The 20033-nt window shown below is 41.1% G+C and carries 15 protein-coding genes; 7 read left to right on the forward strand and 8 right to left on the reverse strand.

Annotated elements, in window-relative coordinates; translation table 11 throughout:
- Positions 1–2080 (reverse strand): NB-ARC domain-containing protein (locus ACM0OZ_RS43660; protein WP_414589135.1); only part of this gene is annotated, 2080 nt, incomplete at its 3' end.
- 440 nt (positions 2081–2520) lie between these two features.
- Here ACM0OZ_RS43660 and ACM0OZ_RS43665 point away from each other — a divergent pair.
- Positions 2521–2706, forward strand: coding sequence for a CopG family transcriptional regulator (locus tag ACM0OZ_RS43665; RefSeq protein ID WP_414589136.1), 186 nt, complete (start codon positions 2521–2523; stop codon positions 2704–2706).
- 484 nt (positions 2707–3190) lie between these two features.
- Here ACM0OZ_RS43665 and ACM0OZ_RS43670 read toward each other — a convergent pair whose 3' ends face one another.
- The 5 genes from ACM0OZ_RS43670 to ACM0OZ_RS43690 all read right to left on the reverse strand — a co-directional run bounded on the left by ACM0OZ_RS43670 (position 3191) and on the right by ACM0OZ_RS43690 (position 6730).
- Positions 3191–3337 carry a ribbon-helix-helix protein, CopG family gene (locus ACM0OZ_RS43670; RefSeq protein ID WP_414589153.1) on the reverse strand — a complete coding sequence of 49 codons (147 nt, stop codon included), beginning with the start codon at positions 3335–3337 and terminating at the stop codon, positions 3191–3193.
- 423 nt (positions 3338–3760) lie between these two features.
- Positions 3761–4546 carry an aminoglycoside 6-adenylyltransferase gene (locus ACM0OZ_RS43675; RefSeq protein ID WP_414589137.1) on the reverse strand — a complete coding sequence of 262 codons (786 nt, stop codon included), beginning with the start codon at positions 4544–4546 and terminating at the stop codon, positions 3761–3763.
- Positions 4543–4953 (reverse strand): helix-turn-helix domain-containing protein, encoded by a 411-nt coding sequence (locus ACM0OZ_RS43680; protein WP_414589138.1) that lies wholly within the window; start codon positions 4951–4953, stop codon positions 4543–4545. Before ACM0OZ_RS43680 ends, ACM0OZ_RS43675 begins: the two co-directional genes overlap by 4 nt.
- Complete coding sequence (locus ACM0OZ_RS43685) at positions 4934–5236, reverse strand: type II toxin-antitoxin system HigB family toxin (protein WP_414589139.1); 303 nt, start codon at positions 5234–5236, stop codon at positions 4934–4936. The genes ACM0OZ_RS43680 and ACM0OZ_RS43685 overlap by 20 nt, the downstream gene beginning before the upstream one ends.
- Positions 5237–5350: 114 nt before the next feature.
- Entirely contained in the window at positions 5351–6730 is a 1380-nt protein-coding gene (locus ACM0OZ_RS43690) for a cytochrome P450 (RefSeq protein ID WP_414589140.1), read from the reverse strand.
- 196 nt (positions 6731–6926) lie between these two features.
- Between ACM0OZ_RS43690 and ACM0OZ_RS43695 the strand changes: the two genes are divergently transcribed.
- Complete coding sequence (locus tag ACM0OZ_RS43695; protein ID WP_414589141.1) at positions 6927–7559, forward strand: ParA family protein; 633 nt, start codon at positions 6927–6929, stop codon at positions 7557–7559.
- Complete coding sequence (locus ACM0OZ_RS43700) at positions 7559–8398, forward strand: hypothetical protein (protein ID WP_414589142.1); 840 nt, start codon at positions 7559–7561, stop codon at positions 8396–8398. Before ACM0OZ_RS43695 ends, ACM0OZ_RS43700 begins: the two co-directional genes overlap by 1 nt.
- A 124-nt stretch (positions 8399–8522) precedes the next feature.
- Here ACM0OZ_RS43700 and ACM0OZ_RS43705 read toward each other — a convergent pair whose 3' ends face one another.
- Together ACM0OZ_RS43705 and ACM0OZ_RS43710 are read right to left on the reverse strand one after the other, a co-directional pair.
- A complete protein-coding gene (locus ACM0OZ_RS43705; protein ID WP_414589143.1) occupies positions 8523–9008 on the reverse strand; it encodes a GNAT family N-acetyltransferase in 486 nt (161 codons plus the stop codon).
- An 85-nt stretch (positions 9009–9093) separates the two neighbouring features.
- Positions 9094–9978 carry an alpha/beta fold hydrolase gene (locus ACM0OZ_RS43710; protein ID WP_414589144.1) on the reverse strand — a complete coding sequence of 295 codons (885 nt, stop codon included), beginning with the start codon at positions 9976–9978 and terminating at the stop codon, positions 9094–9096.
- Positions 9979–10329: 351 nt separating this feature from the next.
- Here ACM0OZ_RS43710 and ACM0OZ_RS43715 point away from each other — a divergent pair, with 351 nt between their 5' ends.
- From ACM0OZ_RS43715 to ACM0OZ_RS43730, 4 genes are all read left to right on the forward strand, one after another.
- The gene (locus tag ACM0OZ_RS43715; protein ID WP_414589146.1) at positions 10330–13983 is read left to right on the forward strand and encodes an AAA-like domain-containing protein; all 3654 of its coding nucleotides are present in this window, start codon (positions 10330–10332) and stop codon (positions 13981–13983) included.
- Positions 13984–14486: 503 nt separating this feature from the next.
- Entirely contained in the window at positions 14487–15881 is a 1395-nt protein-coding gene (locus ACM0OZ_RS43720; RefSeq protein ID WP_414589148.1) for a pentapeptide repeat-containing protein, read from the forward strand.
- Positions 15882–16185: 304 nt separating this feature from the next.
- A complete protein-coding gene (locus ACM0OZ_RS43725) occupies positions 16186–17493 on the forward strand; it encodes an AAA-like domain-containing protein (protein ID WP_414589150.1) in 1308 nt (435 codons plus the stop codon).
- A 94-nt stretch (positions 17494–17587) separates the two neighbouring features.
- Positions 17588–20033, forward strand: a 2446-nt coding sequence (locus ACM0OZ_RS43730; RefSeq protein ID WP_414589151.1) for an AAA-like domain-containing protein, incomplete at its 3' end; no start/stop codon positions are given.

Below are 20033 nucleotides of genomic sequence, written 5' to 3' on the forward strand. Positions count from 1 at the left end.
CCTGCAAAGTTTTGAGGCACTTACCATCCCTTGCATCCCACAGCTTCACAGTTTGATCCTCGCTGCCACTGGCAAGCATAATACTTTGTGAACTGTTCGCGCAGCGTTGCGTTCGCGCAGCGTCTCCGATAGGAGAAGCAAAGGCGACTGACCATATCGCACCACTATGACCCTGCAAAATTGTGAGGCATTGCCCATTGTTAGTATCCCACAGCTTTACCGTTTGGTCATCACCGCCACTGGCAAGCATATCACCATTTGGGCTAAAAGTAATTGGCCATATAAAACCCATGTGACCTTTAATCGCAAGCAGTTGTTTTCCATCTGCAACCTGGTATAGGCGAATCTCACCAAGAGTATCCCCGGTAGCCAAGAATTTTCCATTTGGGCTAAATGCCACTGAATGAATGCCGCCTAGTGTTTCAGCAAAAACACACTTAGCTAGATTCGCGTAGCTGAAATTTACATTGTGCAAATTGACACTACGCAGGTCTGCTTGCCAAACGGTCAAATAAGAAAAATCATAACCCATCAGATCAGTTTCCAGATTAAAAAGCAGATTGAGAATGTTTCCAGCCGTATAACCTGGTTCTAGCGGGGATGTCTTTTGTAATGTGATTAAGATTTGAGCGAGCTGATTTTCAATGCGTCTTTTGCTGCCAAATATAGTCAACAGTCCATCTATAACTGATTGGAGGATGAGGCGAACTTGAGCGTCCCTAATGTAGTCTTTCGTAGTTGCCTTCATCAGAGCATAACACTTGAACAAATCAATATTTTGAGTGGCAATCTCTTGACAGACGTGTTCTATCAATCTACTAGTCACATACTCCATGACCACAGGCTGGAGCGTAAAAAGTGATCCAGTTTTTTCAATGAGCGATCGCCTTCCTAAAGATTCCAGAGCCTCCAGTAATTTTGCTGGTGGTACTGGTGATACAATATCTTCTCGCAATTCTGAGAGTGTCATCGACTCACGATTAATCGCTAGCCAGTACATTAGGTTTTTTTCTAAATCTGACAAGCGCTCAAATTGCTGCTCTAAAATATCGCGAATATCTCCAAAAACAGCTGTATTTTGTTGCAAAAACTCAGTCACATTACCATCAAAGATATCTTGAACTGTTGTGGCAACTATCTTCAAGGCTAATGGATTGCCTGCATAGCGTTCAATCATGACTTTCCATTGATCCTCTGCCGCAGATAGTCCTTTGAGTTTTAAGATTTCTTGCCCTTCCACTACCTTTAAACCATTTAGTGGTAATGAGCGAACAGGTAGTGCTTTTCCTTCTAGTAATGCCACTTCTTTAGGTTTTTCACGACTAGTTACGACTAAGCTGCTTTGGTGAGTTGCTTCTCCTACCCGTCTAAAAAGCTCAGCATACCCCTCATATCCTTCTCGATAAAGTCCGGCTCGACTACCACTGCGCAGAAGTGATTCTGTATTATCAAGTATCACTAGACAACGATGATTTTGCAAATAATATAGTAGCCGCGATACCCTATCACTCAAGCTTTCTGGTAAGTTGCCTTCTCTTTCCTGTTCGTTAGATAGAACTTGGATTAGGTTAGCAAGAATAGTTTTAACAGGAGGAGCTTCTCGTAGCGATCGCCAGATAACATACTCAAAGTTGTCCTGAATCTGTTGGGCAAGCTTCACAGACAGCGCCGTTTTACCAATGCCTCCTATCCCCAATAGTGCCACTAATCGGCAGTGTTCATCGAGAATCCATTGCTTTAGCGTAGTAAGTTCTTCTGTACGCCCATAAAAAACTGATGTAAAGATAGCTTCTCCCCAATCTAGATGACTATTTGAGCTTAAATAGTCATTTTTCTCTAATGTTAAGTAAAAAGCTGAAAAAAGCTTTTCAATAGTCTGTTTGTCAACCCCTCCTTCGCGATTCAGTACTTTCGAGATTGTGGCGGAATATAACCCAGAGCGTGCGCTCATTTCTTCAAGAGTGTACCTGTTTCCAAAGTTTTCCTTTGCTTCTGACTTACGCTTCGCTTCTTTAATTTTTTGCAAACCCTTGGTAGTAAGTGCAACGCCACGCTTGCGTTTCCAATTCTGTAAAGTCATCTATTAATCTACCGTTCGCGTAATCACTTTTAATTGAAAGGTATTATCAAGCAGGTTGCTGTATATATTACTTGATAGCTATAACAAACAAATAATCTCATGTATTAGAGGCATTAAAGGAAGTTTATACCAAAATATTCCCTGCTCAAAGTCACATTAGGCAATCCACTCTTCTTTTGGAAGTCAACTCCACTTGCTCAACAGACAATCTAGTCTCTGGAGAATTACTGACATAATATCTTTAACCGAAAGCTTGTTGTACTAAGTAATGGCTGATTCATTAAGTATGATGCTAGTAATATACTACATCAATTTTTCAGTAATATCCTTGAGGCATCAAGCTTAAGTTCAATTTTAAAATCCTGATTTTCACTGGTAAAGATAGTTATAAATTGGCAATCTTGATCTAGTAAAGTTTGCAAATACATACCTATCAATTAATGAATCAAACCAGCGTACATAGATTTTCTAGCTTTGCAACCTTTAATAAAACAAGGGCGCTCAAGGACATTACCTTAAACTTGACATCAGATGAAGCTGAGAACCTTGAAAAGTATTGTGAACAGACAGGGAAAGCACCAACGGATGTGATTCGGGAACTTATTCAAGGGTTGCCCGTGACCTGACTTTTCAGACTTGGTCTGAAAAGCCAAAATCTAGAATGGTCATAGCTCAAGTAGAAGGTGTTGCAGATTTTGACAAGGCGTCTTATTTTACTGTGACGATAGTAATTAAAGAGCGATAATCATAGATTAGACGATCACGATTGGATATTTGTCATTTAAATACTATCGTTGCGAAAACATTTAAAAACAAGGGTTAGAGATTATTTTATGACGAAAGTGACGACATAAGAAGGATAGTCGCCCAACCTGAGAAACATTCTCTCAGCCTTGATCGTGCAACCCAATCATGGTTATCACGTCATCTTGTTTTCGGCGTGCTGCGCTCGCTTAGCGTGGGTGCAGCACGCCATCACTGAATTGTTCATCCCTCTCAATCATCACCAAAAATTGCCCAGACTCGTTAGTTTAACACCTCCAATTAAACCAAGTTCTAATGCTTATATCTTGAGAATAAACCAAGGTTAAATGGTTGGCAAATCTACTTTTACTTCGTCACTGGCAAGGCTCGAATAAGTTCTCGAATCACATCCGTTGCTGGTCTGCCAGTCTGTTCACAATACTTTTCAAGGTTCTTGGCTTCATTTGATGCCAGGTTAACGGTGATTCGCTTGACCGCCCATTTTTTGTTCATACTGAAACAGGTAAATCGTGTAATCATAGCTTCAAACCCTGATTTTACCCTCCGGACTGGGAAGTACCCTACATTCAGTAGATAGAAAAGTTTCTCCACAAAAGCGAGCATTCGGGACTTTTGTAGCCTGTGATACTTTTTAAGCGATTTCTGTTGTATACAGGTTCCGTCTACATCGTTGCTGGCACAGTAAATCCGGCTGGAAAAATATCTTAAATAACTTACGCTTAATTATACAGCCTAAAATCTTTTTGTGTTTAATGACTCCTTGGTTAGAGGTGTTTCCTATTCCAAAATTAAGCATCGCATTTTTACATTTGGTGAACATTATGAATGAGTTTAAGCCCTCTCTTCCAAATAGATAGAAAAGCTACCTGAAAATTTTTATTTTCGGAGAGTGACAGAAGAGGGTTATGGATAGCATTAGCAATCTTCGGGTAGTTTGAATAACTGAAGCGCCTGTTCCACACGCGGCAAAGTTTCAGCAAACATTTCTTCTGCAAGTTGCTGTTTCTTTGCCAAATCAGCCAAATCCGTCACACAATAAAGCTGTTCTACACGCGCTACAACTTCAGGCGGAAAATCTCGGTAAAAATATTTCAAATTCATAAAATCGTATCGGTAGGGACGGTATATCATCCCCAGTAGTTCAACTAAAGGTGACAGAGTGTGGGATTGATAGTTGACAATTGCCTGTGCCAAATGCCCACGATTTATTTCTTTTTTGACAAAGATTTGTTTAAAATTATAGAGCATTTGTAACTGCTGAAATCTTTCTTTCATTTTGGAAAAATGCTCTTCTTGATTTAAATGTGTTGGCACAACCAGATTTGCTTTATCGAAGGCGATCGCTGCATTTCCATGTCGTTCCACCTCTAAAAAATCATTACGACTGCTACGCTTCATTACGGCAAAGTCAATCGCTAAAAAAGGACTCACTCCCGCAAGCTGATAAAAGCATTGTGAGTGACCATGCCAAGTTGGTTCAGGAACTCTATACTTAAAGCTAATTTCAGAAATTGTTTGCAAACCTTCCTCAACGATATCAAAGGTTTGTTGAACAAAATTGTCCTCAACAATCACTACAATATCAATATCAGACCACTCATCTGTATACCCGTGCGCGGCTGAACCCCCCTGCCATAAAGCTAAAACAAAATCTTTGGGTTGTAATGCAGCGATAATTGTTTGTAAAATTTTCTCTCTCATCGTGACTCAAAAAATGCAGCAGGCGAAATGTGAAAAAACTCTGCCAATTGGCGAATATGGTTCACTGTTAAATTGCGTTGACCGCTCATAACTTCAGATACTATAGATTCAGTTTTGAAGATGGGAACTAAATCTTTTTGTCGCAAACCAAGCTCAGCTATCAAAGTTTTGAGTAGTTCTACACCAGAAATATCAGGTATAAGTTTATGTTTTTCTTCGTACTCGTGAACGAGAGTACCTAAGACATTGAGATAGTCTTGTTCATCTGGTGTTAATTCGCCTTTATCGATAAGTGAATCAATGACTTTCTGCGTAGCAATCAATTCCTCTTCTGAAGTGATTGGACGAGGAGGAAAAGATGTGAGTAACTCGATATAAGGGTTAGTGCTAGGTGTACCAAGGGTCATTTTTCCAGTCCTCTTTATCGTATTCTGCATGGGTGAGGACATGACGGATAAAAACTTTTTGATATTTATAATCTACCAAGGCAATAAGCCGATAGTTGTTACCGCCAATATTGAAAACTGTCAAATTACTAACTTGATTTGCTGAGGGGAAAACTTGGCGTAACTCAACAAAGTTTTGCCATTGTGCTAACGATACTAATTTGTACCATAGCCTTAGGCTGGTTTCTGCGTTAGGGTGATTTTCCCAAAACTCAGCAATTCTTGAACGGGCAATAATATGCATAAATTTTTATTTAATTTATTTAAAATTTTTCGCATAAATATCACCTCAAAATGTTTGTAAATCCAATCTTAGCAAATTGCGAAGATTAGAGTGGGCATCGCCCACCCTAATCGCCTAAACAAGCACAGGAGTATTTGCACGCTTCTGTACAGGCGTTGCAACCGTCTGTATGCCTGCTGGTAATGCCAAGGTAAGACCACGGCGCACAGGACGCAGGGGACGCTTGTTGACCAGGGAGACTTGAAATCGCGATAGAATGGTTGCCAAAACGAGTTTCATTTCATACTGGGCAAAGGCAAGCCCAATACAACGACGATTTCCGCCACCAAAGGGCAAATACTCATATGGGGAAAATTGCCTTTCCAAAAAGCGTTCTGGTCTAAACTGCTTTGATTGTGGGTAAGTTTCTTCCCTGTGATGTGCCAAGTAGATACTGGGGAATATAATCGTTCCCTCTGACAACTTATAGCCCATAATTTCAATAGGCGATCGCACAATTCGAGGGAAAGCATTGATCGCCATCGGGTATATTCGCAGGGTTTCTTGGCAAACTGCTGTTAGGTAAGGCAATCTAGCAACAGTACTTGGATCTGGGTTGTCGCCTAGGGTGTCCAATTCTTTCAGCAACTTGTCGCGCACCTCTGGGTAATGGTCAACCCAGTAAAACGCCCATGTCAATGCTGAAGCCGTGGTTTCATGTCCCGCAGTCAGCAGCGTCATCAACTCATCGCGTAACTCTTCATCAGTCATCGCTTGACCATCGTCATAACGAGCAGACATCATTAAACTGAGGATATCTTGCCGATTTTCATGAGATTGGGCGCGACGTTCCCGAATCAGCGCATAAATCATTTCATCAATTTGTTGCAGCAGGCGTAGCATCCGACCCCACGGACTCCACGCGCCGAAATCTTTTTGTATAAATCGAAAAAATAAGCCGACGGACGCCAGAGGGGAACCCATAGACTCCAGCAGTGAATTCAATAGTTGTCGAATTTTTTCCAAACGGGGTCCTTCATCTAAACCAAACACCACCCGCAAGATGACGCGCAAGGTGATTTCTTGCATTGGCGCACGGATATGAAATGGCTTACCAATCTTCCACTCGTCGCTGATCTGCTGTGTGATTTCGCGGATAGTCTCACCGTAAGCCCGCATTCTGTCGCCATGAAAGGGAGGGGTTAATAGTTGACGTTGACGTTGGTGGGAATCGCCATCCAGTAAAAGCAGGGAGTTTGCCCCCAGCATAAATTTTAAAATTGTATTTGCTCTGCCAACTTCTAACTGGCTAGAATCAGCACTAAATATCTGTTGTAGTGCTTGGGGATGGCTGAAGTACACAGTAGGAGTACCTTTTGCACCCCACACGGTAAAGCTGTGACCAAAGGCTTTGGCAAAATCTTCCACATATTCCAACGGCTGAAAAATTAATTTCATCCGCCGCAGGAAGACTGGCATTTTAGGTCCATCCGGCAGATTGTTAGTTGGTTCCATAAATATTTAGGATATTTGTAGCGTTGAGCGCTTATCGATTCTATTGTGACCTTTTCGGGGAAAGGGTGTGGGAGTGTCAGGGTGGTAAAAGTATTCCCCTATTGGTGCATACCCCATTGCCCATTCCTATCTAGGGAGTGGCAAATAAAGGCAAATAAAGAGGTATATTCTGTGAAAGCAGCGTCGGAAGCAAACAGTGCCAAAAATCATCGCTATCCTCAACGGTAAGGGAGGCGTCGGTAAAACAACGACCGCAGTCAATTTGGCTGCAACTTTTGCAGAGCAAAAAAAGGTTCTTTTAATCGACGCAGATATTCAGGGTTCTGCCAGTTGGTGGTTTGGTCGCAGTCAGAACAGTATGAAATTTGATTTATCACAATCAACTGACCCCAAACTTTTAGGTCATTTACGAAGGATAACAGGTTACGATTTAGTAGTAGTAGATACGCCTCCGGCGCTGCGCTCTGAAGCATTAGCGGCGGTAGTTGCTGGAGCAGATTATCTGGTTTTGCCCACACCATGTGCACCAATGGATTTGGCTATCCTGATCGAGACAGTCCAGCAAGCAGTCATTCCCGTGGGGAAACCTCATCGGGTTCTGCTTACTAAAGTGGATACGCGGAGTTTGGGGGAAGTGCTGGAAGCTCAAAATACTCTTATGGAAATGGGAATTCCTGCTTGTAAAGCCTTCATCCGCGCCTATAAAGCGCATGAACGAGCTGCACTTGAGGGTGTTCCAATTACCCAAGGGCGAGGAAAGAACGCACGGGAGGCGGAGTCAGACTACCGCCGCGTAGCTGAAGAACTAAAGCGTGATTGGAGGGAATAATGGCTAAGAAACGTCTTTCTGACTTATTACAAGAAGAAGCACAAAAATTTTCACCACCAGAAGGTGAACCTACTATCGATGTTGTTGCTATCTCTGATGATAGTCCCTCCACCTCCTCGGATAATGATACCGGGGAAGAAGAGGATTCTGCTCAATTAGAGGAACCACTACAAGCTGCTGAGACAACAACGTCTCGGCGTACAACCCCAACAAAAGCTGAGTTAGAAGCAACTGTCAAAGAGTTGAAAGAAGCTTTAGAAAAAGCACAACAAAAAGAAACTTCTCTTGTCAAAGAGTGGAAAGAAACTTTTGAAAAAACACACCAAAAAGAAGCTTCTCTTGCCAAAGAGTTGAAAGAAGCTTTGGACAAAGCACAGCAAAAACAAGTTTCTTTTCAGCAGCAAATTATTGATTTGCAATCAGCATTATCTGAGCAAAAAGAATTAACAGCAAAGCTGAAAACAGAGCTGAAAGATGCAAAACAGGCAGCCGTGCACCTAGCAGACGCTAATTCCAAGCTGACAGAAACAATCAGTACATTAGAACCGAAAAAGGAAAACACTCAATCATTACAACCGAAAAGAGAAAACACTCAATCATTACAACCGAGAAAAGAAAACACTCAATCATTACAACCGAGAAAAGAAAACACTCAATCATTACAACCGAGAAAGGACAACACTCAATCATTACAACCGAAAAAGGACAACAGTCAATCGTCACAATCAATAAAAAGCTCGCTCAGCTATAGAAAATCATACCACCTACCAGAAAGACAGCCTATCAAGAAGCCTGAAGATTCTGTTGACAATTCCTCCCCGATGTGGTTGCTTGATTAAAAAATTAAAAATCACAATAGTATGGTGCGTTATATGCGTTAACGCACTATATATTGAAAAACAAGATCCCCGACTTCTTAGAGAAGTCGGGGATCTGAAGGGTAGTCAATTTTCATGTTTGAACTTACGTATTACGTATAAGAACAAGGTACTCATTGCCCCCGTTTTGCTTGCGAAACGTCTGGACAGGCATAAATTCCAGGTTTTGCCAGACTTTCAAGGCTCTAAAGTTGAACGCTGCAATTGTGACGCGAAGACGTTGAGGAGAAAACGAGTGTTTGGCATAATCGATTGTAGCGATCGCTATGAGAGATCCAAGACCCTGACCAGTCAGTTCTGGACGAATTCCAAGTCCGATATCAAGAGCATCGAGCGAATAGTCACCACCTGGAACCTGAGCGTCAGCTCCAAAACAGCAGAATGCCGTGAATTCATGCAAATCAGAGGAAATCGCGAAGTAGGAATTTTTTGGATCTACGAAAAAATCAACCGTGTTTTGGAGACTATCAGTATCGACCTTAATGTTGTAAATGTCTAATGGTCTATCATATCGCCATGAGATGAGTTCGGTAGCTTCTTTTCTCGTCAATGGGTGGAATTGAAACTGCATATCCGAACAACTATTAGCTTTTTGTCAAAACCTATCTCGAATTTATAGCAGCATTAAGACATTCAGGTGATGTACAACTTTTGTCTTATCTAAACTCTAAAATACGCTGTGCAGTTATTTGTGGCTGTTCCAAATGAGGCACATGACCGCAATCTTTAATCCAGATAAGTTTACTATTTGGAATCGCCAGCTTGAACCTGTTGGCATCCCTGATACCTAAAATCCTGTCAGAATCACCCCATAAAATAAGCGTTGGTTGCACAATTTCTGCTAGTTTCTTAAATCTAAAAGCAGTGTAACCACCACTTTTGGTAAAAGCTATCAAAGCTTTATGCCAGTCTACGCATTCTAGGTGCAATGCTGCACACAATTGAGCATCAAGTGATGCTAACTCCCTGTTTTTGTACGCTGTGCGGGAAATACTTGCCCGAACTTTAGGATTACGCAAAAACTGAGTTGCCCAATAATCTAGCGGTGGAAACATGAGTTTGCCTAACGGCGAACCACTTGCCAAACCAGCACTATCAATTAACACCAGCTTTTGCACGACTTCTGGGTAAGTGAGGGTGAAATCAATCGCCGCTGCACCCCCCATTGAAGCGCCCACTAAAATGACAGGTTTGTTAATCAGGGTTTTCCAGAAATAATAGAGATGGGTTTTTATTGCACTGGGGCTAAACTTGACTCCGTCTGGTCTATCTGTGAACCCAAAACCCAATAAATCCACTGCCCATGTCTCATTTTGTACCGCAAGTAGAGGCACAAGGCGGCGAAACTCTAACACAGAACCGTCAAAGCCGTGAATCAACAGCAAAGGTGTACCCCCACTACCTTGACGCACATAGGTGGTGGTGATTGGTTGTGTACTCAAGGGAGTGGCTAGCGCTATCTGTTCAATGCTCTGAGCAAGAGCGATCGAAGTGGATTCTGTGAGATCCCCAACTGAAATCGGTAAAAAACTTGGAAACATAGAATTTAGTTTACCTTGTAGCAGGATAGTGGGCAATACCCTGTGTTGAGCTTATATCCCCCATTCCGCACCCTAAATGTCGCACATGAATAAGATGAAGGAAAAGTAGTACATAAAAACTAAAAAAAGAGTAGGTAACAATTCAGCAATTGAGAATAAGTAGCGATAGGTAGTCAAGAAAATTTAGAAATGGGGGTTTTATAGTGAAAAAAAGTGATATTGCATTAAGTATGCTGTAGTCTTTATCTTGAATAATATTATTGTTTGAGCGTAGAGTTTTATTTAGCCCAAGCGTACTTAATAACAGTGTTGATAAGGGAATTTAGACACCAATCCTGAAAAAATAAGACAATGAGCCAGCCTAATCAAAGTGAGTATCAATGTGGAGGCACTTTAGAATTAGATTCTCCTACTTACACGATACGCAAAGCTGATGATGAACTGTATCGGGGTTTGAAGGCAGGAAATTTCTGTTATGTTTTTAATGCACGTCAAACTGGTAAGTCAAGCTTGCGGGTGCAAACAATCCATCTTCTGCAAAATGAGGGTATTGCTTGTGCTTATGTTGACTTGTCTCCTGAGGGTCAGAACGATATGACTCAAGAGCAGTGGTACGCTGGTATAATTGATACGCTAGTTAATAACTTTAAGTTAGAAGATTTTGATTTTGAGTCTTGGTGGTCAAAGCAAGAATCGTTTGGTTATGTGAAACGGTTTAGTAACTTTATAGACACAGTTTTATTAGTAAAATTACGGCAGAACAATCCAGATAGAAAGATTGTCATATTTATCGACGAAATCGATAGCATTCGCAGTTTAAGTTTCTCCACAGATAATTTTTTTGCCCTGCTGAGAGCTTTTTATAACCAACGAGCAGATGATCCTAAATACAAGCATCTCACGTTTTGTTTCATAGGAACTACTACTCCCTCAGATTTAATTACCGATAAAACTAGAACACCATTTAATATTGGTCAAGCAATTGAGTTAACGGGGTTTACTTTAGCAGAAGCGAAACCGACATTAATGCCCCCTTTAGCGCAGAAAGTAGATAAGCCGGAAATTGTATTGCAAGAAGTCTTAAAGTGGACTGGAGGGCAACCGTTTTTAACCCAAAAAGTCTGTCAATTGCTCGTTCAATCAAGTACTAAACCACAAGAAAATGGTGAAGCGCAATGGGTAGAAGAGATTGTGAGAAATCGAATTATTACCAATTGGCAATCTCAGGATGAACCACAACATTTGCGCACAATTTTCAACCGAATAATCAGTAATGAGAATGAAAAATATAGAAGTCGCCTGCTAGGACTTTACCAACGCATATTACTTTCAACTACGACTGGTACAAGTGATAGACAATCAAAGGTTGTCGTGGATGAAAGCGCTGAACAGGTAGAATTACGACTATCAGGATTAGTTGTTAAAAGTGACGCGATTTTACAAGTTTACAATCGGATCTATGAATCAGTTTTTGATGGGAATTGGGTAGAAAAGGAATTAGCGAAAATTCGTCCTTACGCGGATGGATTACAAGCATGGTTTAAATCAAATTGTCAGGATGAGTCGCGCTTATTACGGGGACAAGCGTTGCTTGATGCTAATGCTTGGGCGATGGGTAAAAGTTTGGGTGACAGGGATAATGAATTTTTGAGGGCAAGTGATGCATTAGAAAAGCAGCAAGCTGAAATAGAAAAGCGGCAAGCTGAAATTGCACTTGAACAAGAAAGAAAAGCTAGAGAACTAGATTCGCTGGAATATTCAGTTAACTTAGAAGCGGAACGAAAAAGCGCCGAGGCGGAAAGAAAAAGCGCCGAGGCAGAAAAGCAAGCCAATAATACTTTAAAGAAGGCAAATAAGAAAGCTAATCGACGGGTTCTTATTGGCAGTATTATTTTGGTACTCTCCTTACTGCTATCGTTTTTTGTAGTAAGACAAGCAGAGGTTTCTCGTCAAAATGCCCTAACAGCTACGCGACTGGAACAAGATGGAATAAGCTTATTGCGACAGAGCGAGAGGCAAAGCAATATTGATGATTTACTGTTAGCAATGCAAAGTGGACGGGAATTGAAAAGTTTAGTTAAACCGAAACAATCTTTAGCAGATTACCCAGCATACAGTCCTGTATTTAGTTTACAGACAATTTTATTGAATATTCGCGAAAAAAATCGCCTAGAAGGGCATACTAGTGCGGTCAATAGCGTGGCATTTAGTCCGGATGGCAAAACTTTAGCTTCTGGAAGTAAGGACAATACCATCAAATTGTGGAATATCAGCACGGGTAAACTAATTTCCACTTTCATCGGGCATACTGATGCAGTCAGTAGCGTGGCATTTAGTCCGGATGGCAAAACTTTAGCTTCTGCAAGTTTAGACAAAACAATCATTTTGTGGAATATCAGCACCGGTAAACCAATTTCCACCCTAACCGGGCATACTGGTGCAGTCTGGGGCGTAGCATTTAGTCCCGATGGCAAAACTCTAGCTTCTGCAAGTTGGGACAAAACAATCATTTTGTGGAATATCAGCACGGGTAAACTAATTTCCACTTTCATCGGGCATAGTAATACAGTCAGTAGCGTGGCATTTAGTCCGGATGGCAAAACTTTAGCTTCTGCAAGTTTAGACAAAACAATCATTTTGTGGAATATCAGCACCGGTAAACAAATTTCCACCTTCACCGGGCATAGTAATACAGTCTTAAGCGTGGCATTTAGTCCGGATGGCAAAACTTTAGCTTCTGGAAGTAAGGACAATACCATCAAATTGTGGAATATCAGCACGGGTAAACTAATTTCCACTTTCATCGGGCATACTGATGCAGTCAGTAGCGTGGCATTTAGTCCGGATGGCAAAACTTTAGCTTCTGCAAGTAATGACACTACCATCAAATTGTGGAATATCAGCGCGAAGAAACCAATTTCCACGCTCATCGCGCATATTGATTATGTCTATAGCGTGGCATTTAGTCCGGATGGCAAAACTCTAGCTTCTGGAAGTACGGACTATACCACCAATTTGTGGAATATCAGCACTCTTAAAGAAATTTCCACTTTCACCGGGCATACTGGTTTTGTCTTAAGCGTGGCATTTAGTCCGGATGGCAAAACTTTAGCTTCTCCAAGTAATGACACTACCATCAAATTGTGGAATATCAGCACGGGTAAACAAATTTCCATTTTCACCGGGCATACTGATGCAGTCACAAGCGTGGCATTTAGTCCGGATGGCAAAACTTTAGCTTCTGCAAGTATGGACAAAACCATCAAATTGTGGAATATCAGCACTCTTAAAGAAATTTCCACTTTCACCGGGCATACTGATGCAGTCTTAAGCGTGGCATTTAGTCCGGATGGCAAAACTTTAGCTTCTGGAAGTACGGACTATACCATCAAATTGTGGAATATCAGCACGGGTAAACAAATTTCCACTTTCACCGGGCATACTCGTCCAGTCTTCAGCGTGGCATTTAGTCTGGATGGCAAAACTTTAGCTTCTGGAAGTACGGACTATACCATCAAATTGTGGAATATCAGCACGGGTAAACAAATTTCCACTTTCACCAGGCATACTGGTCCAGTCTTAAGCATGGCATTTAGTCCGGATGGCAAAACTCTAGCTTCTGCAAGTATTGACACTACCATCAAATTGTGGAATATCAGCACCGGTAAACAAATTTCCACGCTCATCGGGCATACTTATCTAGTCTGGGGCGTGGCATTTAGTCCGGATGGCAAAACTCTAGCTTCTGGAAGTATGGACAAAACAATCATTTTGTGGAATATCAGCACCGGTAAACAAATTTTCACGCTCATCGGGCATACTGGTGAAGTCACAAGCGTGGTATTTAGTCCGGATGGCAAAACTTTAGCTTCTGGAAGTAAGGACAAAACAATCATTTTGTGGAATTTGGACTTAGATAATTTACTAACGCAGGGGTGTCGCTGGTTAGATGGTTATTTGGCAACTCGTCCTGATAAGGCGAAGGAGTTATGTCCCAGAGAGTAGGACAAGGATTTTGATTAAATCAAATACAAAGTACACCTGAAAAACTCAGATACCTAATTGATTAGAAGTTACAGCACATTACAAGTAAATGAAGTACAGTACTGAGGTCTAAAAGGCAGACAGAAAGCCCTTTTGACTTCTGACTCCTGACTCCTGAATTCTACTGTATGTATTTTTTCATTTCTTGTTCACTTTGGGATTAATTTAATTTCATTTTTATTTCACTTGCATACCTTTAATAAATTGCTAACTGAAAAAAGTGACATGAAACCGACATTGTAGACATAAAAGCAATGCGTTATTGTAGACGATAGCTCAACGTAAAGACAAAACTAGAGCAAGATTTAATCAAGCTTTCCAACCATTATTAGCAGGGTAAACGCAATGCTTCTTGCATTGAGCTTACCCAGAGGAATTCTTTTGTCATCAGAATGTTTGTGTAATTTTCTAAAAAACCGGGAATATAGTTGACCGGATTTATATCAATTTACCTAACTTTAGTTATGCTAGCAGATTACTCAGGACAAAATCTTAAAGGTCGTTCTTTCACTGGTCAAAATTTGACTGGAGCAAACTTTAGCTACGCAGATATCCGAAGCGCTGATTTTAGCGGTGCTATCCTTAGAGGTGCAAATTTCAGCCATGCCAAAGCAGGATTACAAAAGCGTTGGGCTATTTTCTGGGTGCTTGTTTCGTGGTTGCTAATGGTTCTATCAGCTTTTGGTGGCGTTTTAGTGGTGTTCGTAATATTTACGCTACACAGAAATTATCAAATAATGGATCAAATTGCAAGTGCAAGAATGTGTCAAATTGCAGGCTGGACTATGATAGGCACATTAGTTTTCTTCCTTTTCATTACAATTTACCAAGGAATACAACAGGCAATAGATGCCGTAGACGTAGCCTTATTCTTTGCTGTAGTCGGAGCTGGACCTTTAGTCTTCTTCATCGAAAACAGAGACTTAAAAACAACCATTATCTTCGCCTTAATCGGAGCCTTTGCGGTAGTCGGAACCAAAGTCATAACCAGAGCCTTCGTCAAAGCCGTAGCCATAGCCGGAGCCGCAGCCATAGCCGGAGCCGGACACTTAACCTTAGGCGTAGCCGCAGCCGTAGCCGTAGCCTTCACCCAAGCCGTAGCCTTAGCCAAAGGCTCCGCCTTTGTCGTAGACAATGGAACTTTCGTCGTAGCCGGAGGCGTAGGCGTAGCTTTCGTCGTAGCCGGAGCCGTAACCTTTACCGTAGCCTTAGCCAAAGGCAAAGCCTTAGCCAAAGCCGTAGCCGTAGCCTTAGCCGGAGCCGTAGCCGGAGCCTTAACCTTAATCACAGCCGGAATCACACCTTTAGCCAAAGTCGGAGCCGTAGTCACAGCCGGAGCCGTAGCCTTATACATAGCTAGAGACGAAGGCGGAGGCTTAGCCTTAGCCGTAGCTTTAGCCGTAGCCTTAACCTTAGTCGTAGCCATAAGCGTCAAAGCCTTCGCCGTAGCCATCGGAGCTGAAGCTGGAGCCGTAGCCTTAGCCTTTGCTGTAGCCATCGAAGCCGAAGCCTTCACGGTAGCCTTAGCCTACGCCTTCGTCGTAGCTGGAGTCTTCATCTTAGTCTTAGCCGGAGCTGGAGCCAGACTTTTTACCTTAACTACAGCTACAGCCGCAGCCTTAGCCTTAGTATTATTTAGCGCATATATAAGTTGGCGTGCATTGAAGGGAGATCCAAAATACGCCCTGATTCGCAACAGCGCTGTAGCTTTCTTAAGTATTGGCGGTACAAGCTTTCGCAGTGCAGATTTAACTGATGCTAATTTTACAAGCGCCACCCTCAAAAATACAGATTTTAGAAAAGCTAATCTGACTGGTACCAGCGTAAGCGCATCTCAAATGCTATTAACAAGACATTGACGTACTCCCCACCCTCAGCCGTCAGGTAGGGTAGGGAGTGTCACTCGCTTCGCTCAAATTCACGCATTCACGCATTCACGCGTTCAAACATTTTGAACCCCATACCATAAGGAGCGGGGCTTGAAACAAGGACGCCGTATCAAGCGCGCTGTGCCAGAGCGGAAAACATTTTTTACATTCTCCATAACCGCGCGTTGGGGGCTTGTATCCTTTTCTTTTTCGGTCAAAGTGAACAAAAAATGATATTGCATTCGGTATGCTATAGCTTTTACCTTTAATAGTAGTATTGATAGAGGAAATCAGCGTGCTGACACTGAAAGCTTCAACTCAAGGAATGGAAAAGATTAGGTATGCCAGAGAGCAGAAAGGCTTAGCGATTGAAGACGAAGAGTGGCTGTACTTAGCAAGTACTGTACTAGATTCCGAAAAAGATTGGAAGAAAATGAAATGTTTTGCTAATGGAGTATCACTAACTACGTTTCGGCGTTTTTTATACGGAACTAAGGTAATTAAGGCTGCAGCGTTTAGAGCTTTCTGCGAGGTTTTAGAGTTGAATTGGGAAGAGATTATCGAACACGATAACGAAAATCCTGTTGAATCTCCCTTTTACATTGAACGTAAATCAATAGAAAAGCCTAAATCTCTTGAAGAGATATTGTATGAGGAAATACAAAAACCAGGGTCTTTTACTAGAATTAAAGCACCCGAACAAATGGGGAAAACTTGGCTATTAGAAAAAGGTTTGGGTTTTGCGATCGCGCAGGGATATAAGACTGTTAAGCTTGATTTTCGGCTTGCTGATAGTACTATTTTTAGCGATTATGATAGCTTTTTACAGTGGATCTGCCTGCTTGTCAGTGAAGATTTAGATCTGGAAGATAAAATAGATGAATATTGGAAGAAAATGTATGGTTCTAATAAAAATTGTACGCGGTATTTCCAAAATTATCTATTAAGTAATATTAATATCCCGATGGTATTCGGATTAGACAATGTAGATTTAATTTTTGAAAAACCCGAAATATTTAATAACTTTGGTAAATTAATCCGGTATTGGTACGACCAAGCAAGGTCAACTGACCATATTGGTGAAATCTGGAAGAAAATCCGGTTTGTCATCGTTCATTCTACCGAAGTTTACCGGACAATGGATATTAATTCTTCTCCTCTTGGTGGTGTGGGACTAACATTGGAACCAACTGATTTTCAGCTTGAACAAGTACTTTCTTTGGCACAACAGTATCGACTTAATTGGAATGCTGAGGATGTGAATAAATTAATGATGCTTATAGGTGGAAATCCAGCATTAGTACGTAAAGCGCTTGATAGTGCTGCACAGCAAAATCTTGATGTAGAAGAATTATTAAAATCAGCGGCTACCGAGTCAGGAGTATTTAGAGACCATTTGGGAAGACACTTACATAACTTGCGAAAGTCTCCAGAATTAGCATCAGCATTTTTCAAGTGCGTCTGTTCTGTTGAACCTGTAGATATTGACTCTCAGCTAGCATTTAAATTGCACCGAATGGGACTTGTCAAGCTAGTTGATAATTGCGTTACCCCTAGTTGCAATTTGTATCGTCAGTACTTCAGTTCGCGGTTGGGATTATAGCAGAATTCAGTCGTCATGAGACAAGAATTAACACATGATGCCCAAAACAATTTGTGTAATTAACAAGTAAAGTACTTAACAAAAAACTGGGAGAATGGACACACAGATACCATACGAATATGTATATTCAGCCACTTTAGACATTAATTCTCCTACTTACACAAAACGTAAAGCTGATACCGAATTGTATGAAGCTTTAAAAGCAGGTAGGTTTTGTTATGTCTTCAACTCGCGTAAAACAGGTAAGTCAAGCTTGCGCGTACAAATAATGCGTCGTCTGCAAAATGATGATAATATTGCTTGTGCGGCAATTGACTTATCGATGGGTGGTACTAATTATGCTACCCCAGAGCAATGGTACGCAGATATTATTGATACACTTGTAGATATATTCAACTTAGACATAGATTTAGATTCTTGGTGGTCAAAGCTTGAATTACTCTCTCCTGTCAAGCGCTTTAGTAAGTTTATCGAAACTATTTTATTAGTACAAGTAGCAGAGAATAATAATCAAAAGATAGTTATTTTTATTGATGAGATTGATAGCATTCTCAGCTTAAAGTTTGGTAGCGATGATTTTTTTGCTTTGATTCGCGCTTGCTATAATCAACGAGCAGATAAGCCTATATATAATCACCTGACATTTTGTTTGTTGGGGGTTGCAACTCCTTCAGACTTAATTGCCGATAAAACTAGAACACCATTTAATATTGGTCAAGCAATTGAGTTAACCGGGTTTACTTTAGCAGAAGCAAAACCTACATTAATACCCCCTTTAGCGGGTAAAGTAGAGCAACCAGAAATTGTATTGCAAGAAGTATTAAATTGGACTGGGGGACAACCCTTTTTAACCCAAAAAGTCTGTAATTTACTTGTTCAATCAAGTAGCGAACCACAAGAAAATGGTGAAGCGCAATGGGTAGAAGAGATTGTAAAAAATCGAATTATTACCAACTGGGAATCTCAGGATGAACCAGAAATTTTACGCACAATACTCAACCGAATAATCAGTAAGAAGAATGAAAAATATAGAAGTCGCCTGCTAGGACTTTACCAACGCATATTACTTTCAACTACGACTGGTGCGAGTGATAGGCAATTAAAGGTTATTGTGGATGAAAGCACAGAACAGGTAGAATTACGACTATCAGGGTTAGTTGTTAAAAGTAACAATATTTTACAAGTTTACAATCGGATATATGAATCAGTTTTTAATTGGAATTGGGTAGAAAAGGAATTAGCGAAACTTCGTCCTTATGCACAATCTTTACAAGCATGGTTTGATTCAAATTGTCAGGATGAGTCGCGCTTACTACGAGGACAAGCGTTGCTTGATGCTAATGCTTGGGCGATGGGTAAAAGTTTGGGTGACAGGGATAATGAATTTTTGAGGGCAAGTGATGCATTAGAAAAGCAGCAAGCTGAAATAGAAAAGCGGCAAGCTGAAATTGCACTTGAACAAGAAAGAAAAGCTAGAGAACTAGATTCGCTGGAATATCAAGTTAACTTAGAAGCGGAAAGAAAAAGCGCTGAGGCGGAAAGAAAAAGCGCCGAGGCACAAATGCAAGCTAATAATACTTTAAAGAAGGCAAATAAGAAAGCTAATCGACGGGTTCGTATTGGTGGTATTATTTTGGTGATCTCCTTGGTGCTGTTGCTACTGTCGTTATTTGGGGCAAGACAAGCAGAACTTTCTCGTCAAAATGCTCTAACAGCTACGCGACTGGAACAAGAAGCGACAAATGCATTACGAGACTTTAACAGTGGAAGGGAAATTGATGGTTTGCGATCAGCAATGCAAACTGGACGGGAATTGAAAAGTTTAATTGAACAGAAACAATCTTTAGCAGATTATCCTGCATACAGTCCTGTATTTAGTTTACAGACGATTTTACGGGATATTCGCGAAAAAAATCGCCTAGAAGGGCATACTGCTAAAGTCTTAAGCGTGGCATTTAGTCCGGATGGCAAAACTTTAGCTTTTACAAGTGATGACAATACCATCAAATTGTGGAATATCAGCACTCTTAAACAAATTTCTACCTTAAGCGGGCATACTCGTGAAGTCTTTAGCGTGGCATTTAGTCCAAATGGCAAAATTCTAGCTTCTGCAAGTCTTGACAATACCATCAAATTGTGGAATATCAGCACTCTTAAACAAATTTACACCTTCACCGGGCATACTGCTGAAGTCGAAAGCGTGGCATTTAGTCCGGATGGCAAAACTTTAGCTTCTGCAAGTCTTGACAATACCATCAAATTGTGGAATATCAGCACTCTTAAACAAATTTACACCTTCACCGGGCATACTGCTGAAGTCGAAAGCGTGGCATTTAGTCCGGATGGCAAAACTTTAGCTTCTGGAAGTGGGGACAATTCCATCAAATTGTGGAATATCAGCACTCTTAAACAAATTTACACCTTCACCAGGTATACTGGTGCAGTCAAAAGCGTGGCATTTAGTCCGGATGGCAAAACTCTACTAGCTTCTGCAAGTGAGGACAATACCATCAAATTGTGGAATATCAGCACCGGTAAAC

This window comes from Scytonema sp. PCC 10023, assembly GCF_963920835.1.
GTDB lineage: Bacteria > Cyanobacteriota > Cyanobacteriia > Cyanobacteriales > Nostocaceae > Kalymmatonema.